14 protein-coding genes are annotated in these 16,150 nt (G+C 60.9%); 4 read left to right on the forward strand and 10 right to left on the reverse strand.

The window, feature by feature from the left end; all coding sequences use genetic code 11:
- Positions 1-5: 5 nt before the first annotated feature.
- Together J5289_RS16660 and J5289_RS16665 are read right to left on the reverse strand one after the other, a co-directional pair.
- The gene (locus J5289_RS16660) at positions 6-1,193 is read right to left on the reverse strand and encodes a Gfo/Idh/MocA family protein (protein ID WP_209184949.1); all 1,188 of its coding nucleotides are present in this window, start codon (positions 1,191-1,193) and stop codon (positions 6-8) included.
- 153 nt (positions 1,194-1,346) lie between these two features.
- Positions 1,347-2,399 carry a sugar phosphate isomerase/epimerase gene (locus tag J5289_RS16665; RefSeq protein ID WP_209184950.1) on the reverse strand — a complete coding sequence of 351 codons (1,053 nt, stop codon included), beginning with the start codon at positions 2,397-2,399 and terminating at the stop codon, positions 1,347-1,349.
- A 373-nt stretch (positions 2,400-2,772) separates the two neighbouring features.
- Here J5289_RS16665 and J5289_RS16670 point away from each other — a divergent pair, with 373 nt between their 5' ends.
- Both J5289_RS16670 and J5289_RS16675 read left to right on the forward strand, forming a co-directional pair.
- Positions 2,773-3,123: a hypothetical protein gene (locus tag J5289_RS16670; RefSeq protein ID WP_244615377.1), complete on the forward strand. Its 351-nt coding sequence runs from the start codon at positions 2,773-2,775 to the stop codon at positions 3,121-3,123.
- A 345-nt stretch (positions 3,124-3,468) separates the two neighbouring features.
- Positions 3,469-4,260 carry an aldolase gene (locus tag J5289_RS16675; protein ID WP_209184951.1) on the forward strand — a complete coding sequence of 264 codons (792 nt, stop codon included), beginning with the start codon at positions 3,469-3,471 and terminating at the stop codon, positions 4,258-4,260.
- Positions 4,261-4,494: 234 nt separating this feature from the next.
- Here the strand turns inward: J5289_RS16675 and J5289_RS16680 are convergent, their stop codons facing one another.
- The 3 genes from J5289_RS16680 to J5289_RS16690 all read right to left on the reverse strand — a co-directional run bounded on the left by J5289_RS16680 (position 4,495) and on the right by J5289_RS16690 (position 8,055).
- Complete coding sequence (locus J5289_RS16680; RefSeq protein WP_142830434.1) at positions 4,495-5,442, reverse strand: substrate-binding domain-containing protein; 948 nt, start codon at positions 5,440-5,442, stop codon at positions 4,495-4,497.
- Positions 5,443-5,515: 73 nt separating this feature from the next.
- On the reverse strand, positions 5,516-6,490 hold the full coding sequence (locus J5289_RS16685; protein ID WP_374108289.1) for an ABC transporter permease: 975 nt from the start codon (positions 6,488-6,490) through the stop codon (positions 5,516-5,518).
- A gap of 44 nt (positions 6,491-6,534) precedes the next feature.
- A complete protein-coding gene (locus tag J5289_RS16690; protein ID WP_209184953.1) occupies positions 6,535-8,055 on the reverse strand; it encodes a sugar ABC transporter ATP-binding protein in 1,521 nt (506 codons plus the stop codon).
- Positions 8,056-8,357: 302 nt separating this feature from the next.
- On the opposite strand from J5289_RS16690, the gene J5289_RS16695 reads away from it, so the two are divergent.
- Entirely contained in the window at positions 8,358-8,645 is a 288-nt protein-coding gene (locus J5289_RS16695) for a hypothetical protein (RefSeq protein ID WP_142830428.1), read from the forward strand.
- A complete protein-coding gene (locus J5289_RS16700) occupies positions 8,620-9,279 on the forward strand; it encodes a nucleotidyl transferase AbiEii/AbiGii toxin family protein (RefSeq protein WP_142830427.1) in 660 nt (219 codons plus the stop codon). Before J5289_RS16695 ends, J5289_RS16700 begins: the two co-directional genes overlap by 26 nt.
- A 41-nt stretch (positions 9,280-9,320) precedes the next feature.
- Here the strand turns inward: J5289_RS16700 and xylA are convergent, their stop codons facing one another.
- The 5 genes from xylA to J5289_RS16725 all read right to left on the reverse strand — a co-directional run bounded on the left by xylA (position 9,321) and on the right by J5289_RS16725 (position 16,139).
- Entirely contained in the window at positions 9,321-10,631 is a 1,311-nt protein-coding gene (gene xylA / locus J5289_RS16705) for a xylose isomerase (protein ID WP_209184954.1), read from the reverse strand.
- 156 nt (positions 10,632-10,787) lie between these two features.
- Positions 10,788-12,242 carry a xylulokinase gene (gene xylB, locus J5289_RS16710; protein WP_209184955.1) on the reverse strand — a complete coding sequence of 485 codons (1,455 nt, stop codon included), beginning with the start codon at positions 12,240-12,242 and terminating at the stop codon, positions 10,788-10,790.
- A 24-nt stretch (positions 12,243-12,266) separates the two neighbouring features.
- On the reverse strand, positions 12,267-13,292 hold the full coding sequence (locus J5289_RS16715) for a LacI family DNA-binding transcriptional regulator (protein WP_209184956.1): 1,026 nt from the start codon (positions 13,290-13,292) through the stop codon (positions 12,267-12,269).
- A gap of 108 nt (positions 13,293-13,400) precedes the next feature.
- Complete coding sequence (locus J5289_RS16720) at positions 13,401-14,408, reverse strand: alpha/beta fold hydrolase (RefSeq protein ID WP_209206450.1); 1,008 nt, start codon at positions 14,406-14,408, stop codon at positions 13,401-13,403.
- 132 nt (positions 14,409-14,540) lie between these two features.
- Positions 14,541-16,139 (reverse strand): DHA2 family efflux MFS transporter permease subunit, encoded by a 1,599-nt coding sequence (locus J5289_RS16725; protein WP_209187580.1) that lies wholly within the window; start codon positions 16,137-16,139, stop codon positions 14,541-14,543.
- Positions 16,140-16,150 lie beyond the last annotated feature (11 nt).

The raw sequence follows: 16,150 nt of genomic DNA on the forward strand, positions 1-16,150 counted from the left end.
TAGCCTCAGAGCTTGACCCAGGCGCCGTTTCGCTTCGACGAGGCAACGCAGGCGTCGACGAAGGCAACGCCTTTTACACCGTCATCGACGTTTGGATAGACGACATCCTTGTCGACAGTCTTGCCGGCCTTCGCGGCATTGATGGCGTGGGCAGCCTCGGTGTAGATCGTCGCGAAGGCTTCGAGATAGCCCTCGGGATGGCCGGCCGGAATGCGCGAGACGCGGGCGGCGGCCGGACCGGAGCCGGCACCGTTGCGGGTGATCAGCCGCTTGGGCTCGCCGAACGGCGTGAACCAGAGATAGTTCGGATCGGCCTGCACCCATTCCAGCCCGCCCTTGGTGCCGTAGACCCGGATCTTCAGCCCATTCTCATGGCCCGGCGCCACCTGGCTGCACCACAGCATGCCCTTGGCCGGCTTTTCCGTGCCCTTGGCCTTGAAGCGCAGCATGACATGGGCGTTGTCGTCGAGCGGACGGCCGTCGACGAAGCTGTCGAGATCGGCAGCCAGGCTGTCGAGCTCCAGCCCCGAGACGAAGCAGGCGAGATTGTAGGCGTGTGTGCCGATATCGCCGGTCGAGCCACCGGCCCCGGACTGTGCCGGGTCGGTGCGCCAGACGGCCTGCTTTGCCCCGGTCTGCTCGACCGCCTCGGTCAGCCAGTCCTGCGGATATTCGGCCTGTACGACGCGGATATCGCCGAGCTCGCCATTCGCCACCATTTCCCGGGCCTGGCGGACCATCGGATAGCCGGTGTAGTTGTGGGTGAGCACGAACAACGCACCGCTCTCGTCGGCAATTTTCTTCAGCTTCTTTGCGTCGGCAAGATTGGAGGTCAGCGGCTTGTCGCAGATGACGTGAATGCCGCGCCGCAGGAATTCCTTGGCGGCGTCATAATGGACATGGTTGGGTGTCACGATCGACACCGCCTCGATGCCGTTCTTCAGCTTCGCCTCGCGGATCGCCATCTCGCGGTAGCTGCCATAAGTCCGGGATGGCTCAAGACCGAGATCGAGCCCGGAGGCCATCGCCTTTTCCGGCGTCGACGACAGGGCGCCGGCCACCAGTTCGAACTGGTCGTCGATGCGGGCCGCGATCCGGTGAACCGCGCCGATGAACGCCCCCGCCCCGCCGCCGACCATGCCGAGCCGGATGCGCGGTGCACGGGCCTGTTGCTTTGAACCTTCGATTGCCATGGGTTTCTCCTGGAAAATATCTGTTTTCTCTTCTCCCCAGCGGGGAGAAGATGTCCGAAGGACAGATGAGGGGGTGGGCGACGCGAACGCCTCGTGCGCCCTCATCCGGCTCTGCGGGCCACCTTCTCCCCGCTGGGGAGAAGGGGAAATGGACTAAAGCCCCAGCATCCGCCGGTTTGCCGCATCGTCGGTGCCCCCGGCGGCGAAATCGTCGAAGGCATGCTCGGTGACGCGGATGATATGCGCCTTGACGAACTCGGCACCTTCGCGCGCGCCGTCTTCGGGGTGCTTCAGCGCGCATTCCCATTCGACGACAGCCCAGCCGTCGAAATCATTGGCGGTCATCTTGGAAAACACCGCGCCGAAATCCACCTGCCCGTCGCCCGGCGAGCGGAAGCGGCCGGCCCGGTCCACCCAGCTCTGGTAGCCGCCATAGACGCCTTGGCGGCCTGTCGGGTTGAACTCGGCATCCTTGACGTGGAACATCTTGATGCGGTCTTTGTAGATGTCGATATTGTCGAGATAATCCAGGCACTGCAGGATATAGTGCGACGGATCGTAGAGCATGTTGGCGCGCGGATGGTTCTTTACCCGCTCGAGGAACATCTCGAAGGTGACGCCGTCATGCAGGTCTTCGCCCGGATGGATCTCATAGCAGACATCGACGCCGTTTTCCTCGGCATGGTCGAGGATCGGCGTCCAGCGCTTGGCCAGCTCCTCGAAAGCCGTCTCGACGAGACCCGCCGGCCGCTGCGGCCATGGATACATATAGGGCCAGGCCAGAGCCCCGGAAAAGGTTGCATGCGCCGAGATGCCGAGGTGCTTCGACGCTGTCAGCGCCATCTTTACCTGCTCGACCGCCCACTCCTGGCGTGCCTTCGGATTGCCGCGCACCTCCGGCGCCGCAAATCCGTCGAAAGCCTCGTCATAGGCAGGATGCACCGCCACCAGCTGGCCCTGCAGATGCGTCGAGAGCTCCGTCACCTCAACGCCATTCTGGCGCGCCACGCCAGCAAATTCGTCGCAATAATCCTTCGAGCTGGCAGCCTTCTTGAGGTCGATCAGTTGTCCGGCCCAGGTCGGCACCTGCACACCGACATAGCCCACATCGGCCGCCCACTTGGTAATCGAATCCCACGAATTGAAAGGTGCAGCGTCGCCTGCGAACTGGCCGAGAAAGAGGCCAGGCCCCTTGATGGTCTTCATGTCAGATTCCTCCCTGAACAGATACCGTAAACGTTTCCAATGCGGTCCTGCTGCGCCCGGGGGCACGCAGAGGGCTCCTCAACCCACCGCAGAGACTCCAGCCTGATGGCCAGAAGTCAACGTGCAGCGAACTAATCACGGGCGTCCGACATGCGCAAGAGGTACGTACCGCATTTATGGATGCACGACTGTGGGTACGTGGGAATTTTGACCGTGCCGCTTACAACGTCGATCACTCTCGGGCTTCTGGCTAACCACTCAAGAACAGGAGGCAATCACGAAATCGCAAAAGCTGCATTAAATAATTTTAAAGCCTATAGATGTAATTCAGAAAACGTGTTTATATGCCTTGTCGCAACCTTAGGTAATAATCATGCAACTCAACACAACATCCGTTAACTTAATGTCTGCTTCAAAGACCCCCGAAGATGCCGCGAAATTTTTTCTTGGCGCGGTTAGTCAGGGCCTCGCCGCCGTCGTGGCGGACGCGCTTTCCAAAGCAGTGTCGAATACGGTATCGATTTCCACAAAAAACGCATCAATTGTCGGCTGGGAAAGCCTGATTGGCGGGCTCGTAATGGAATTGGCTTGGGCTACGCCACTTGTTGTCGATGCGAAACCCATGGCGAGAGTGACAGGCTATGCACCATGCGTGCCCGCAGGAACCGTGTCGTCGCTCGGCATCAGCGTCGGCATTGGGGTTAGCATCTCAGCAACATTCTAAACACAATGGTAGTGACGATACCTGTCGCCACTACCATCCTCCCAATCGCCCGCTGGGTCCCCGTTGTTCACCAGACCCATCGAGCATCGTCAGCACCTACAGGTCATCAACGCGGCTTTTCCACCAAACCTGATGGAACATGCCCGCAAAAACGGGAGCGTTGTTCACATCTGTGCCGCGTCCCATCCTCTCGCAATAGCGCCCTCCAGGCTTGGCTTCCGTCGATCTAGGTTGCTCGCGGCTATGGCTGTACGCGACTGGCCAAGGCAATTTGCACGACACTTGACAAGTCTCCTGTGCTCCTTAGGGCTACGGTCTGAATTTCGCTTTCAGGAGACCACGGAAATGGCGCACGAACTCAATATCCCGCACGGTACACCGACCATCCTGCGGAACGCGTCGCTGGACACGCCGGAAATCTGGGAGGCTCGCGTCGATCTCGCTGCTTGCCTCAGGAGCGCTGCGCGGCTGGGCCTCGAAGAGGGCATCTGCAACCATTTCTCGGCGCTCGTTCCCGGCCATTCGGACCTGTTTCTTGTCAACCGGCTGGGCTGGGCTTTCCAGGAAGCAACGGCCTCTTCGCTGCTGATCTGCGATTTCGATGGTCACGTGGTCGCCGGGGACGGTGTGCCGGAGGCGACGGCCTTCTTCATCCACGCCCGCCTGCACAAGATGCTGCCGCGCGTCGGCGCTGCCTTCCACACCCATATGCCGAATGCCACTGCGCTCAGCATGGTCGAAGGCGAACCGCTGGTCTGGGCAGGCCAGACCTCGCTGAAATTCTATGGCCGAACCGGCGTCGACGAGCACTATAACGGCCTGGCGCTCGACGAGCGTGAAGGCGACCGGATTGCTGCCACGCTCGGCACCAACGATATCCTGTTCATGAAGAACCATGGCGTCATGGTCTGCGGCCCGAACATCGCCGAAGCCTGGGACGATCTCTATTATCTGGAGCGTGCCGCCGAAGTGCAGCTCAAAGCCATGAGCACCGGCCGCCGTCTGCTCGCCGTTCCAGCCGAAATCGCGTCCGCCGCCGCCCGCCAGATGCGAGAGGGCGACCCCGAAAGCGCCCGGATGCATCTCGAGAGTATCAGGCGGGTGCTGGACAGGCAGGAGCCGGAATATCGGAGTTAGTAACCGCGCTGCTATGGTGCGGCCCCCTCATCCGGCCCTTCGGACCACCTTCTCCCCGAGGGGAGAAGGGGAGACCTGCGCAGATCGCGTATATTGCGGTTAGCCACCGGCTGACTAAATGGCAACCTGGTTCCGAGAGAAAAATTGCCTTACCCTTCTCCCCCTCGGGGAGAAGGTGCCCGGAGGGCGGATGAGGGGGTCTCCCCCCTCAATGCTCACTTGTAGACAATGACCTCAGAACGGCGAATCCGGGAAATAGAAGTCTTTGGCGTTGTCCTTCGTAACCAGCGTCGCATCGACCAGATAGGTGCCGCGCACCGGAACCTGCCCGTAGAAATTGGCGACCGTCAACTCAAGCGCCGTTCCGACCATGGCCGGCGGATAGAGCACGTCGACGGGGATCATCTTGTCGCCGTCCATGACCTTCTTGATCATATCCTTCGAGCCGGCACCGGCGATCACGTATTTGATATCCGTGCGCTTGGCCTGATCGATGGCCTGCAGCACGCCGACAGCCATGTCGTCGTCCTGGCACCAGACCACGTCGATCTTCTTGTACTTGGTCAGGAAGTCCTGCATCACCTTGAAGGCGTCGTCGCGGTTCCAGTTGCCGTACTGGCGATCGAGCACCTTGACCTTGGAGCCGGCAATGCCCTTGTCGAAGCCATCCTGGCGCTGCTGGTCGATCGGGATCGGCAGGCCCCTGATGACGACGACCTCGGCATCCGGCGTGTTGGCCTTGATATATTCGCCGGCGGTCTGGCCGAGCGCCGGATTGTTGCCGGCAACATAGAGATCGCGGATCGTATGGTCGTTGACGCTCGGCGCGCGATCGACGATGGCGACGAACTTGCCCTTGTCCTTGACCTCCTGCATGGCGTTGACCAGCGGATCCGGATCCGATGGCAGGATGACGAGGGCATCGATGCCCTGCGTCGACAGGTCCTGCACCGCATTGGCCTGGCTCGCCGGATCAGCCGAGGTCTTGACGATGATGTTGAGGCCCGGATGTTGGGCCATCAGCAGCTTGGCGACACGGTTGGCATGGAATACCACGCCGGACGTCCAGCCATGGTCGGCGGCCGGGATAGACACGCCGATGGTGACTTTCTTGTCTTCCGCATGGGCAGCGCCCACCAGCGCGGCAAGGGCGACAGTCGTAGCCAACAGGATTTTACGCATATCTGTTCTCCTCCCAGAGAGTATCGGGGTCGATATCGCAGAAGACCGGGCGACCCCACCACCCGGTCCTTTTTCACGACTTGCGTATCAGCGACCGCTGAACGAGCATCGCAATGATGATGATCGCGCCCTGGATGGCGCCGATCAGGTATTCGCTGACGAAATTGGACAACAGCATGATGTTGCCGACGATTTCGAGAATGAAGGCGCCGCAAATTGTAGCCCAAATACGGCCGACACCTCCGCGCAACGCCGTGCCACCGACGACGACAGCGGTGATCGCCTGCAACTCCCACATCATACCAGTCGTGGCTGAAGTTGACCCCAGCCGCGGCACATAGAGCAGCACGGCAACAGCGACGCAGATCCCCTGGATAACATAGGCCATTGTACGCACCCGGTTGACCGAAATTCCGGAATAACGCGCCACATCTTCGTTCGAGCCAACGGCGGCGACATGCCGTCCGTAGCGCGTTCGGTAAAGGATGAAGGCGCCTATGGCAGCCACAGCGAAGATGACGATCACGGGCACGGGCACGCCGAGCACCTGGCCGAAATAGGCCGGCCGGTACATCTTGACAATCTCCGGGTTGCGCAAGGTGATGGCGCCGCCCTGTGACAGGGAGGTGGTAAGTCCACGAAAGATCCCCATCGTGCCGAGCGTCGCAATAAACGGCTCTATACCACCCACAGTCGTTATGAGGCCATTGGCGAGCCCGCAGGCACCGCCGAGAGCGATGGCGAGCAGCATGGCGACAATGAGCATGCCGGCGGGATCGGCGATGACGCCGCTGTTGATGAACAGGATCATCAGGCTCGCAACGAACGCTACCATCGAGCCGACCGAAAGATCGATCCCACCCGCCGAGATGACGAACGTCGCGCCGATGGCAATGATTGCGATGAATGCACTGCGGGTGATGACGTTCAGCAGATTGTCGATGCTGATGAAATTCGGATTGGCGAAGGCGCCGAGCACCAGCAGCAAGGCCAGCGCCACGAAGGGAGCCACAGCGCGTAGATCTATATCCTTCCACGAACGTTGCATTTTGACGGATTCGGTTGTTGTCACATTGCTCATGGTTGCTCCGCTCAGGCGGCCTCTCCGGCACTGGCATCGGTGGCCAGCACGACGATTTCGTTTTCGGTCATCATTTCGCCGGCCACCTCGCCGACGATCCGCCCGCCGCGCATCACCAATATCCGGTCGCAGATGCCGATGAGTTCGGGCATTTCCGAAGAGACGACGATGATCGAGCGGCCCTGTTCGGCAAGGGCTGCGATGAATTTGTAGATCTGTTCCTTGGTGCCGATGTCGATGCCGCGCGTCGGCTCGTCGATGATGACGATATCGGGATCGAGCAGCATCATCTTGGCGAGCAAAAGCTTCTGCTGGTTACCGCCCGACAACTGGCCTGCCAGCATGTCCTTGTCTCCAACCCGGATGTCGAACTCCTTGATGGCGGCATCGAGTGCGGCGCGCTCCTTTGCCCGGTCCACCTGGAAGCGGCGGGCAAACTGGCCGAGCGCAGCAAGCGTCAGGTTGACTCGGAGATCCTTGGTGAGCAGCAGCCCCTTGCCCTTGCGATCTTCGCTGAGATAGACGATCCCGGCCTTGAGGCTGGCATGCACGTCGGCAAAGTGCACCGGTTTGCCGTTGAGCTTCACAGCTCCATGCCCGGTGCGAAGCCCGACTACGCCCTCCATCAGTTCCGTCCGGCCGGCGCCGATCAGCCCGGCAAAACCGAGGATCTCGCCACGATGAAGGGTGAAGGACGCGCGCTCGGCATAGCCCGGCACCGAAAAATTACCGACCTCCAGCACAGTTTCACGAACCGCAGCCGCATGCCGGTCTGGATAGAGCTTTGCCACATCGCGACCGACCATCAACCGCGCCATATCGGCAGGCTCGAGATCGGCAGCCAGATGCGTGGCGACCAGCCGTCCGTCGCGAAGAATAGTCACCCGGTCGGCAATCTCCTTCACCTCCTGCAGCCGGTGCGAAATATAGAGGACCGCCACCCCCTTGGCGCTGATATCACGGATGACCTTGAGAAGCGCCCTGGTCTCGGTTGGCGTCAGCGACGCAGTTGGCTCGTCGAAGATCACGAGCCGGTGCGGCACCAGCAGCACGCGGGCGATCTGAACCAGCTGCCGCTGGGCAATCGACAGACGCCCGACCACCACAGTGGGTTCGATATCGGCGCCAAGATTGCGGATGGCGCTGCGCGCGCCGTCGTTCATGGCGCGGTCGTCGACGATGAAGCTGCGACGCAGTTCACGGCCGAGATAGAGGTTTTGTGCCACTGTCAGATCGGGAGCGAGCAGGATTTCCTGGTGCACGAGCACGATGCCGCGCGCTTCCGCATCGACCGGCCCGGACAGGTGCGCAGGCTCGCCATCGACCCGTACCTCGCCGCGCGTCGGCTGAAGATGCCCCGAAAGAAGCCGCATCAGCGTCGACTTGCCCGCGCCGTTCTCGCCGATGATCGCATGGACTTCACCTGGCATCACGGAAAGGTCGATGTCGCGCAGGACCTCGACAGGCCCGAATGATTTCGAGAGGCCGACGGCTTGCAGAAGCGGCGTAGAAACATCGAGGCGCGGGTTCATTGCGGCGCATCCTCTGCTGCCGCTTCCCGCCCTTTCGCGCATAAACCTTCGGCCCCACAAAGGCCGACAAGGCTCACGCCATCGTCCTCAAGAACTCTCTCCACCCCTGCACTCCTCCAAGCAAGAGGCTAGCGTATATGATGAGGTACGTAAAGCAGTGGGCGAATGTTTTTTATGGATTACAAACAGGACGTGCATGATGAGACGGGCGATGCCGGCTTGATGACTTCTCGCGCCAACTGCTTTATACTTATCCTATGAGCGAAGGCACTCGGACAAATTTCGTACCAGATCGCAGCGATATGGCTCTCGATGCACTGGTGCTTGGGACCGTCAACGCTCCTTATCGACGCTCTGTGTCCTCCACCGAATTGGTTTCAGTTCTTGCCACCGGCAAAATAGACAGCTGGCTCGTGCACATCTCGACGTTTTTCACCGACGTTCGCCCGGATCTGGTGATCGACTTCGCTGATGCCCACGGCATCGGGCATTCCCAACTGCAATTGATGTACGCCCTCGTTAAAGGTGCGACTGGGGAAGCGAGCAAGGAGATGGAGGAAGCCCTTGTCGAACTGGCACAGCCTGCTTGATCGTGCCATCCGTGGACTTGAATCCCTACCGCAAATAACGGTTACTCAGGAGGATTGGACGCTCGGCGGAGGCACCGCCCTGATGCTTCAACTACAACACCGGCTGTCCAAAGACATCGACATCTTCTTCCACGATGCCCAGTATCTGACATTCCTTTCACCCCGCGTCGGAGGCGAAGAAATTTGGGGAGCCGATGCCTATGACGAAGCGGCGCACTATGTGAAATTGATCTACGCGGAAGGCGAGATCGACTTCATCATATCCTCAAATATTACCAACATTTTACCGCACAGGATGAGCGTGGAGGGCGACATAAACGCCGGAATTGCGGCCTACGTTATTCCCATCGAGCATCCCGTAGAGATCGCCCTCAAGAAGCTGTGGCATAGGGGACCGGAACTTAAAATCAGGGACGTTTTCGATATCGCTGTCGTCGCAGAACATCATGAGGCGCTCCTGGTTGCCAATCTTCACCATGTCAAATCGAAAAAGAATGCGATTGTCAGCCGCTTGAGCAATATCGACGGCAATTTCTTTCGCGCATCCATGGAAGAGTTGGACATTCTGCCTGCCTACGCCAGCACTGCGAAATCAGCATTGGCAACAGTGCGCACGATTTTGGATCGTATTTAACGAGCGTCTCCCCGCAACCAGCGGAGAGACGCTCCCAGCCATCAAACGTAACGATTGACGATGTTTTCCAGCAGTTCCTGCTTGCCTGAACGAGGCTGCGGGTTGATATCGTTGCCTTCCACCCACTTGGCGATGTCGTCGAGCGCGTATTCGCCGCGCAGCAGCTTCTGGGGCTCGGCGGCGTTCCAGCCGGCGTAGCGGTCGTCGAGCGGCTTGGACAAAGCCTTGTCCTCGATCATCTTGGCTGCCGCCTTCAGGCCGCGCGCGCAGCAATCCATGCCGCCGATATGGCCGATCAGCAGGTCTTCCGCGTCCAGCGACTGGCGACGCAGCTTGGAATCGAAGTTCGTGCCGCCAGTGGTAAAGCCGCCGCCGGACAGAACCTGATAATAGGCCAGCGTCATTTCCGGCACGTTGTTCGGGAACTGGTCGGTGTCCCAGCCGGACTGGTAGTCATTGCGGTTCATGTCGATGGAGCCGAAAACGCCGAGTGCGTTGGCAAGCGCCAGTTCGTGCTCGAAGGAATGACCGGCGAGGATGGCGTGGCCCTGCTCGATGTTGAGCTTCACCTCATTCTCGAGGCCGTATCTCTTGAGGAAGCCATAGACCGTTGCGACGTCGTAGTCGTACTGGTGCTTGGTCGGCTCCTGCGGCTTCGGCTCGATGAGGATGGTGCCCTTGTAGCCGATCTTGTGCTTGTACTCGACGACGAGGTTGAGGAAGCGGCCCATCTGGTCAAGCTCGCGCTTGAGGTCGGTGTTAAGAAGCGTCTCGTAGCCCTCGCGACCGCCCCACAGGACGTAGTTCTCGCCGCCGAGCTTCTGCGTCGCGTCGAGGCAGGTCTTCACCGTGGCCGCAGCAAAAGCGAAGACGTCCGGATCGGGATTGGTTGCGGCGCCGCTCATGTAGCGGCGGTGGGAGAACATGTTGGCCGTGCCCCAGAGAAGCTTGACGCCAGTGTCGGCCTGCTTCTGCGCAAAGTAGTCGACGATCTCGTGGAGGTTCTTGGTGTTCTCGGCGAAGTTATTGCCTTCCGGCCGGACGTCGGCGTCGTGGAAGCAATAATAGGGCGCGCCGAGCAGGGTGAAGAATTCGAAGGCGACGTCGGCCTTCAGCTTGGCTGCTTCCATCGTGTCGCTGAACCATGGGCGCAAAAACGTCTGGCCGCCGAAGGGATCGCCGCCTGGCCAGGTGAACGTGTGCCAGTAGGCAACGGCAAAGCGGAGATGGTCCTCCATCCGCTTGCCCAGCAGCATCTCGTCCTTGTTGTAATGCCGGAAGGCCAGCGGATTGGTGCTGTCGGGGCCCTCGTATTTTACCTTCTGGATATCTCCGAAAAATCCTGTGGTCATGGGTATTTCCTCCTTGGTTGGTCTGGTGTTGGTTCTGTGGCTCCCCCTCATCCGGCCCTTCGGGCCACCTTCTCCCCGAGGGGAGAAGGAAAGACGAGGCCTCCGCAGTTTCCCCCTCTCCCCTCGGGGAGAGGGTAGGGTGAGGGGGTTTTGTTGCTAATGCGCCAGCGACTTGATCGCCGGATAGAGCGCCCGGTAACGCTCGTAAGCCTCCTCGTAGGCACCGGCGAAGGCGGATACGGGCTCGATCGTCCCGGCCGTCGCCGGCGGCGTGCAGACGGCGACGGGATCAGCGCCGGTGGCAGCGATCAGTCCCAGCCGGGCGGCGCCGAAAGCAGCTCCGAAATCGCCATCGGCCGGCAGGTCGACGGGTACTCCGAGCGCCGTAGCGATCGATGCGAGCCAGTAGCGCGAGCGCGAGCCGCCGCCGATAGCGGTGACGCGGGAGATCTGGGTGCCGGCAGAACGCAACGCCTCGAGGCTGTCACGAATGGCAAAGGACACCCCTTCGAGCACGGCCTGGGTCAGCACGACGCGGCTGCTCTCGTGGCCAAGGCCGATGAAGGCGCCACGGATCGCGGCATCGTTATGCGGCGTGCGCTCGCCGGAAAGATACGGGAGAAATGTTACGCCCGACGGCGCCTTCAGCGTATCGCCGAGTTCGCCGGTGAGGTCAGCCGGCGACTTACCGGTGATCTCGGAATGCCAGTTGAGCGCATCGGTGGCCGACAGGATGACGCCCATTTGGTGCCAGGTGTTGGGAAGCGCATGGCAGAAGGCATGCACGGCGCTCTCCGGCTTCGGCAGATAGGAGCCGTTGGCGGCAAACAGCACGCCGGACGTTCCGAGCGACACAAAGGCCGCGCCATCGCTGACCGTGCCCATGCCGCAGGCCGAAGCCGCATTGTCGCCGGCGCCGCCCGCCAGAACGACCTTGTCGCCCATGCCCCACTTGGCGGCAAGTTCACCGCGCAGGATGCCGGCAACCTCCGTGCCCTCGACCAGGGTTGGCATCTGCGCCTCAGTCAGGCCGGTGGCATCAAGCAGCTCTGACGACCATTTGCGCTTGCCGGTGTCCAGCCAAGACGTGCCGGCCGAATCCGACATTTCGGACATGTGCTCGCCGGTCAGCCAAAGCCGCAGATAGTCCTTCGGCAGCAGCACATGCGCGACCTTGGCGAAAATCTCCGGCTCGTGCCGTGCGACCCAGGCGAGCTTCGGCGCGGTGAAGCCCGGGAAGACGATGTTACCTGTCAGTGCGCGAAAACGCGGATCGGCGTCGAGCGCGGCCGCCTCGACATGGCTGCGCGTGTCGTTCCAGAGGATGCAGGGGCGCAGCACCTTGTCGGCAGCGTCCAGCAGCGTCGCGCCATGCATCTGACCGGAAAGGCCGATACCGCGCACCGCAGAAAGCTCGTTCGGATGAGAAGCCTTGAGGCCCGCAATCGCCTCCTCCGTGGCACGCACCCAATGCGCCGGATCCTGCTCTGACCAGCCGGGATGCGGCCGCGAAACGTCAAGCGCGCCATTGGCGGAGCCGACGATCTTCTGATCGCCGTCGATCAGCATGGCTTTGACGCCGGAAGTGCCGAGATCGAGACCGAGATACATGTGGTTTACTCCTGTTGCCGCCCCTCAGGGCAGATTGTCTTTCAAGAAAATGTCGAGCCGGATGCGCTCCTGGGCCGCGATGACAGCCAGCCCGTCGGCCTTCGCCTTGAGCACTCGGACAGCGCTGCGAACCTCATGGCCTGCATCCTGGTTAAGCACCACGTCGATCAGCCCATCCTGCAGGGCCTCGCGGGTGTAATCGGTCAACTCGTGCGCAACGACTGTCAGAGCCTTGCCTGCAGCCCGCGCCCGCAAGGCTCTGATCAGGCCGCGGTTGCCGGCGCCAATACTATAGATGCCGATCACGTATGGATTGTCCGCCAGTGCTTTCGTGACAAGCCCGTTCACCGTCTCCGGATCGTCGAGCCCCTCCAGTACCGGCAGCAGCGTCAGCGTGGAAAACTCCTGCTCCATCATCGCCGAAAAGCCCTCGAGCCGTTCGCGATGGTCCCGCACCAGCAGGGAACCTGCGAGCACGAGGACTTCCCCCTTCCGTCCGCCGAGAAACCGGCCGAGCAAGCGCGCCGCCGTCCGCCCCGCTGCGATGTTGTCGATGCCGGCGTAATGATGACGTGCGGAACCGGTCAGATCGGAAACCAGCGTCACCACGGGAATTTTCGCTTGTACCAGCCTTTCAACGGCATCCCGGACTTCGGGCGCATCGACGGCAACGAGCGCCACGCCGGCAATATCGGCGCCGGCAAGGCTGTCCAGCGCCGCCACCAACGCTGCGGGGTCGAAAGCCTTGACCTCGATGATGCGGATAGAGCACCGCTCCGATCCGGCGCGTGAAATTGCCTGCCGCGCCTCGGCGTGCAAGCTGTGCATGAAGGAATTATCGCTGGCCGGAAGGATGAAGACGAGCGGGTAGAGACGGCCCTTGGCCAGATTGGCGGCCGCCATGTCGCGCACGTAGCCGATATCGTTGATGACCGCTTCGACCCGCTGCCGGGTCACGCTGCGCACGCCGGCACGCTGGTTCAGCACCCGGTCCACGGTCGCAAGGCTGACGCCCGCTGCAGCGGCGATATCGTGAACGGTTGGCCTCATGTCTCCTCCTTCGAAGACACTTAGCGCCAAATCTGACGTACGTAAATCAGATTTTTCAAGGCGAAGGCTTTCGACGCAAGCTTGCCGCCGAAAGACCGGGCTCAGACGTTATTTTTCGCGGTCGTTGGCGATCCCCGCCTCGACCCGCCGGGCGATAGCCGAGAGATCGCGCTTCTCGCCGCCGAGGGTCTCGATAGCACCCACCGCGACGTCGCTCGCCACGTAGTCGGATTTGTGACCCATATTGTGGATCGAGATCAGTCGGGCGCCGCGTATGGCTTTTGCCAGTTGTCCTGCGTGGATTGTGGGCGAGACGACACTGTCGGTATCGCCCGTTATGATGATGGTGGGCTTTTCTATCTCGGGGTAGCGCGGCGATGTCTTGGCGGTCCAGTTCTTGAGATTGGCAACATCGACGGCGTTGTTGTGAAAAGAACCGGGACGGATCGCCATCAGCGCGTGGGTTTTCGCCACATAGTCCGCAGGCGCGACGTTCGGCGCAAAAACGCCCTTCACGGCACTGTCGATCATCACCACGCCGGCAGGCGGTGCGATGAAGGTCGAAAACAGCCAGCCCGTCACGGGCGTCGATGCCGCACGATAGTACCAGGCGATACCGCCCGGCCAGGGATAGACGGCGGGCGAAAGGAAGACCAAACCGATGACCTTGTCGGGGTGACGCAGCGCAAAGCTGGCAACAACGGCACCACCGAAGGAATGGCCGACGATGATCGCCTTCCTTATCCCGCGCTTATCCATGACAGCGGCTATCGCATCCGCCTGACCATCAGGATAGGCGTTTTCCGCGCCGCCACGGTCCGAGCGTCCGTAGCCGGGGCGATCGACGAACAGCAGATCCGCCCGGCCCTCCAGCTTGCCACGAAACGACAGCATCGGGTCGAACAGGTTGGCGCTGGCACCATGGACGAAGACGACCGGCGGCAGGTCGGGATGACTGGCGCGCAAGTAGACGCTGTTCATCCTGTAGCCACCGACATCGATCAACTCCTGCGGCACGGAATCTGCAGTCGCCGAGGTCGCGCAGGAGGCTCCGAAAGCGAACAGTGCCAGGAGCACGAGTGCACGCCTGACGGTGCAGAAAGTCGTTTTGAACATCGAGACGGGGTCCGGCATGGAGGAACGATGAGAATTTCGATACGTCGCCGACGGCGCGCCGGTTCACCGGCGGGCACGAAAACGCCGCCAGACAGATACGTCGTGGCGGCGAAAAGGTTTCGGTCGAAGTTGCTAGTGGCCGCCGGCCGGCGCACCCTTGGGTGGCGGCTTAGGCTTGCTGATCATCGCAACGCCGATCAGCATCAGCGTGAACAGCACCGTCAGGATCATGAACACGTCGCTGAACGACATCACCATCGCCTGCTGGGTCGTCAGGTTGACCATCGTGCGTACGGCGACATTCGAACCGTCCATCCCGTGAGCATTGTAGTTCGCGGCCATGCTGTTCAGCTGGTCGACGGCAACCGGATTACCCCAGTTGATATTTTCGCGCAGGCGCATGTAGTGCAGGTCCTGCCGGGTGGTCAGCACCGTATTTATGATCGCAAGGCCAACGGCACCGCCCAGATTTCTCGTCAGGTTGAACAGGCCCGAAGCGCCGCGCATGCGCTCCGGAGCCATCGTCCCCAGCGCGATATTGTTGATCGGCACCATGCACAGCATCAGGCCTACACCGCGCAGGATTTGCGGGATAAGCAACTCCCAGAAATCCCAGTCAGTGGTAATCGACGTCATGATCCATGTGCCGGCCGCAAAGAAAATAAACCCGGCCGCCATGATAATCCGCGGATCGAGCTTGCTCGACAGCATGCCGGCGACCGGCGCCGTACAGAACATCGCGAGGCCGGAGACAAACATGGTCTCGCCGATCATCAGCGAATCGTAGCCGCGTATGCGACCGAGATAGAGCGGATAGACGTAGGTCAGGCCATATAGCCCGATGCCCATGACAAAGGAAAATACCGAGCCGAAGGAGAAGTTCTTGTTGGCGAAAGCCTTCAGATCGACAATCGGAAAGGAGGCTGTAAAGGCCCGGAAAAAGAAGATCACCCCGCCTATCGCCGAAGCGATGGCGGCGATGACGATATAGCCGTCGTTGAACCAGTCGTTGGTGTTGCCTTCCTCGAGCACATATTCCAGTGCACCGAGAAACACGGCCATGCCCAACAAGCCCCACCAGTCGAACTTCTTCATCAGCGACAGCTCAGGCTTGTCGAAGTCGATGAAGTTCCATGTGACGAGCGTCACGAGAATACCGGGGCCGATATTGATCAGAAACAGCCAGTGCCAGGAGAAGGCATCGCTGAGATAGCCGCCGACCGTCGGTCCGATGGTCGGCGCCAACGTGGCGATCAAGCCGATGATCGGCGATATGACATTGCGCTTCGATGGCGGAAAGATGGTGAAGGCGGCAGCAAACACGGACGGGATCATGCCCCCGCCGATAAAGCCCTGCATCGCCCGATAAACGATCATCTGGTCGATATTGGTCGCAGTGGCGCAGAGAGCGCTGGATGCAGTAAAGCCAGCAGCGCAGATGGCGAAGAGATAACGGGTGGAGATGATCCGGGCCAGCGTGCCCGACAGCGGGATCATGATGACTTCGGCTATCAGGTAGGCAGTCTGCACCCAGGCGATTTCATCGGAACCTGCACTGAGGCCGGCCTGGATTTCAGCGAGCGATGCCGACACCACCTGGATGTCGAGGATCGACATGAACATGCCGAGCACCATCGCGATGAATGCGATCATCCGGCGCGGATCTACGCGCTCCGAATCGGGAGCGGCAGAACCGGCAGCCGGTCCTGCAGTGGGTGTTGCGGCAGCCATGGATGCTCTCC

Source organism: Rhizobium sp. B230/85 (assembly GCF_019355735.1).
Taxonomy (GTDB): Bacteria; Pseudomonadota; Alphaproteobacteria; order Rhizobiales; family Rhizobiaceae; genus Rhizobium; species Rhizobium rhododendri.

Coding starts and splice junctions, on each gene's coding strand:
- J5289_RS16690 (WP_209184953.1), bottom strand. CDS start 8,055: ATGAACCCGCGCCTCGATGTTTCTACGCCGCTTCTGCAAGCCGTCGGC.
- J5289_RS16720 (WP_209206450.1), bottom strand. CDS start 14,408: ATGTTCAAAACGACTTTCTGCACCGTCAGGCGTGCACTCGTGCTCCTG.
- J5289_RS16715 (WP_209184956.1), bottom strand. CDS start 13,292: ATGAGGCCAACCGTTCACGATATCGCCGCTGCAGCGGGCGTCAGCCTT.
- J5289_RS16695 (WP_142830428.1), top strand. CDS start 8,358: ATGGCTCTCGATGCACTGGTGCTTGGGACCGTCAACGCTCCTTATCGA.
- J5289_RS16660 (WP_209184949.1), bottom strand. CDS start 1,193: ATGGCAATCGAAGGTTCAAAGCAACAGGCCCGTGCACCGCGCATCCGG.
- J5289_RS16675 (WP_209184951.1), top strand. CDS start 3,469: ATGGCGCACGAACTCAATATCCCGCACGGTACACCGACCATCCTGCGG.
- J5289_RS16680 (WP_142830434.1), bottom strand. CDS start 5,442: ATGCGTAAAATCCTGTTGGCTACGACTGTCGCCCTTGCCGCGCTGGTG.
- J5289_RS16685 (WP_374108289.1), bottom strand. CDS start 6,490: ATGCAACGTTCGTGGAAGGATATAGATCTACGCGCTGTGGCTCCCTTC.
- xylB (WP_209184955.1), bottom strand. CDS start 12,242: ATGTATCTCGGTCTCGATCTCGGCACTTCCGGCGTCAAAGCCATGCTG.
- J5289_RS16665 (WP_209184950.1), bottom strand. CDS start 2,399: ATGAAGACCATCAAGGGGCCTGGCCTCTTTCTCGGCCAGTTCGCAGGC.
- xylA (WP_209184954.1), bottom strand. CDS start 10,631: ATGACCACAGGATTTTTCGGAGATATCCAGAAGGTAAAATACGAGGGC.
- J5289_RS16670 (WP_244615377.1), top strand. CDS start 2,773: ATGCAACTCAACACAACATCCGTTAACTTAATGTCTGCTTCAAAGACC.
- J5289_RS16725 (WP_209187580.1), bottom strand. CDS start 16,139: ATGGCTGCCGCAACACCCACTGCAGGACCGGCTGCCGGTTCTGCCGCT.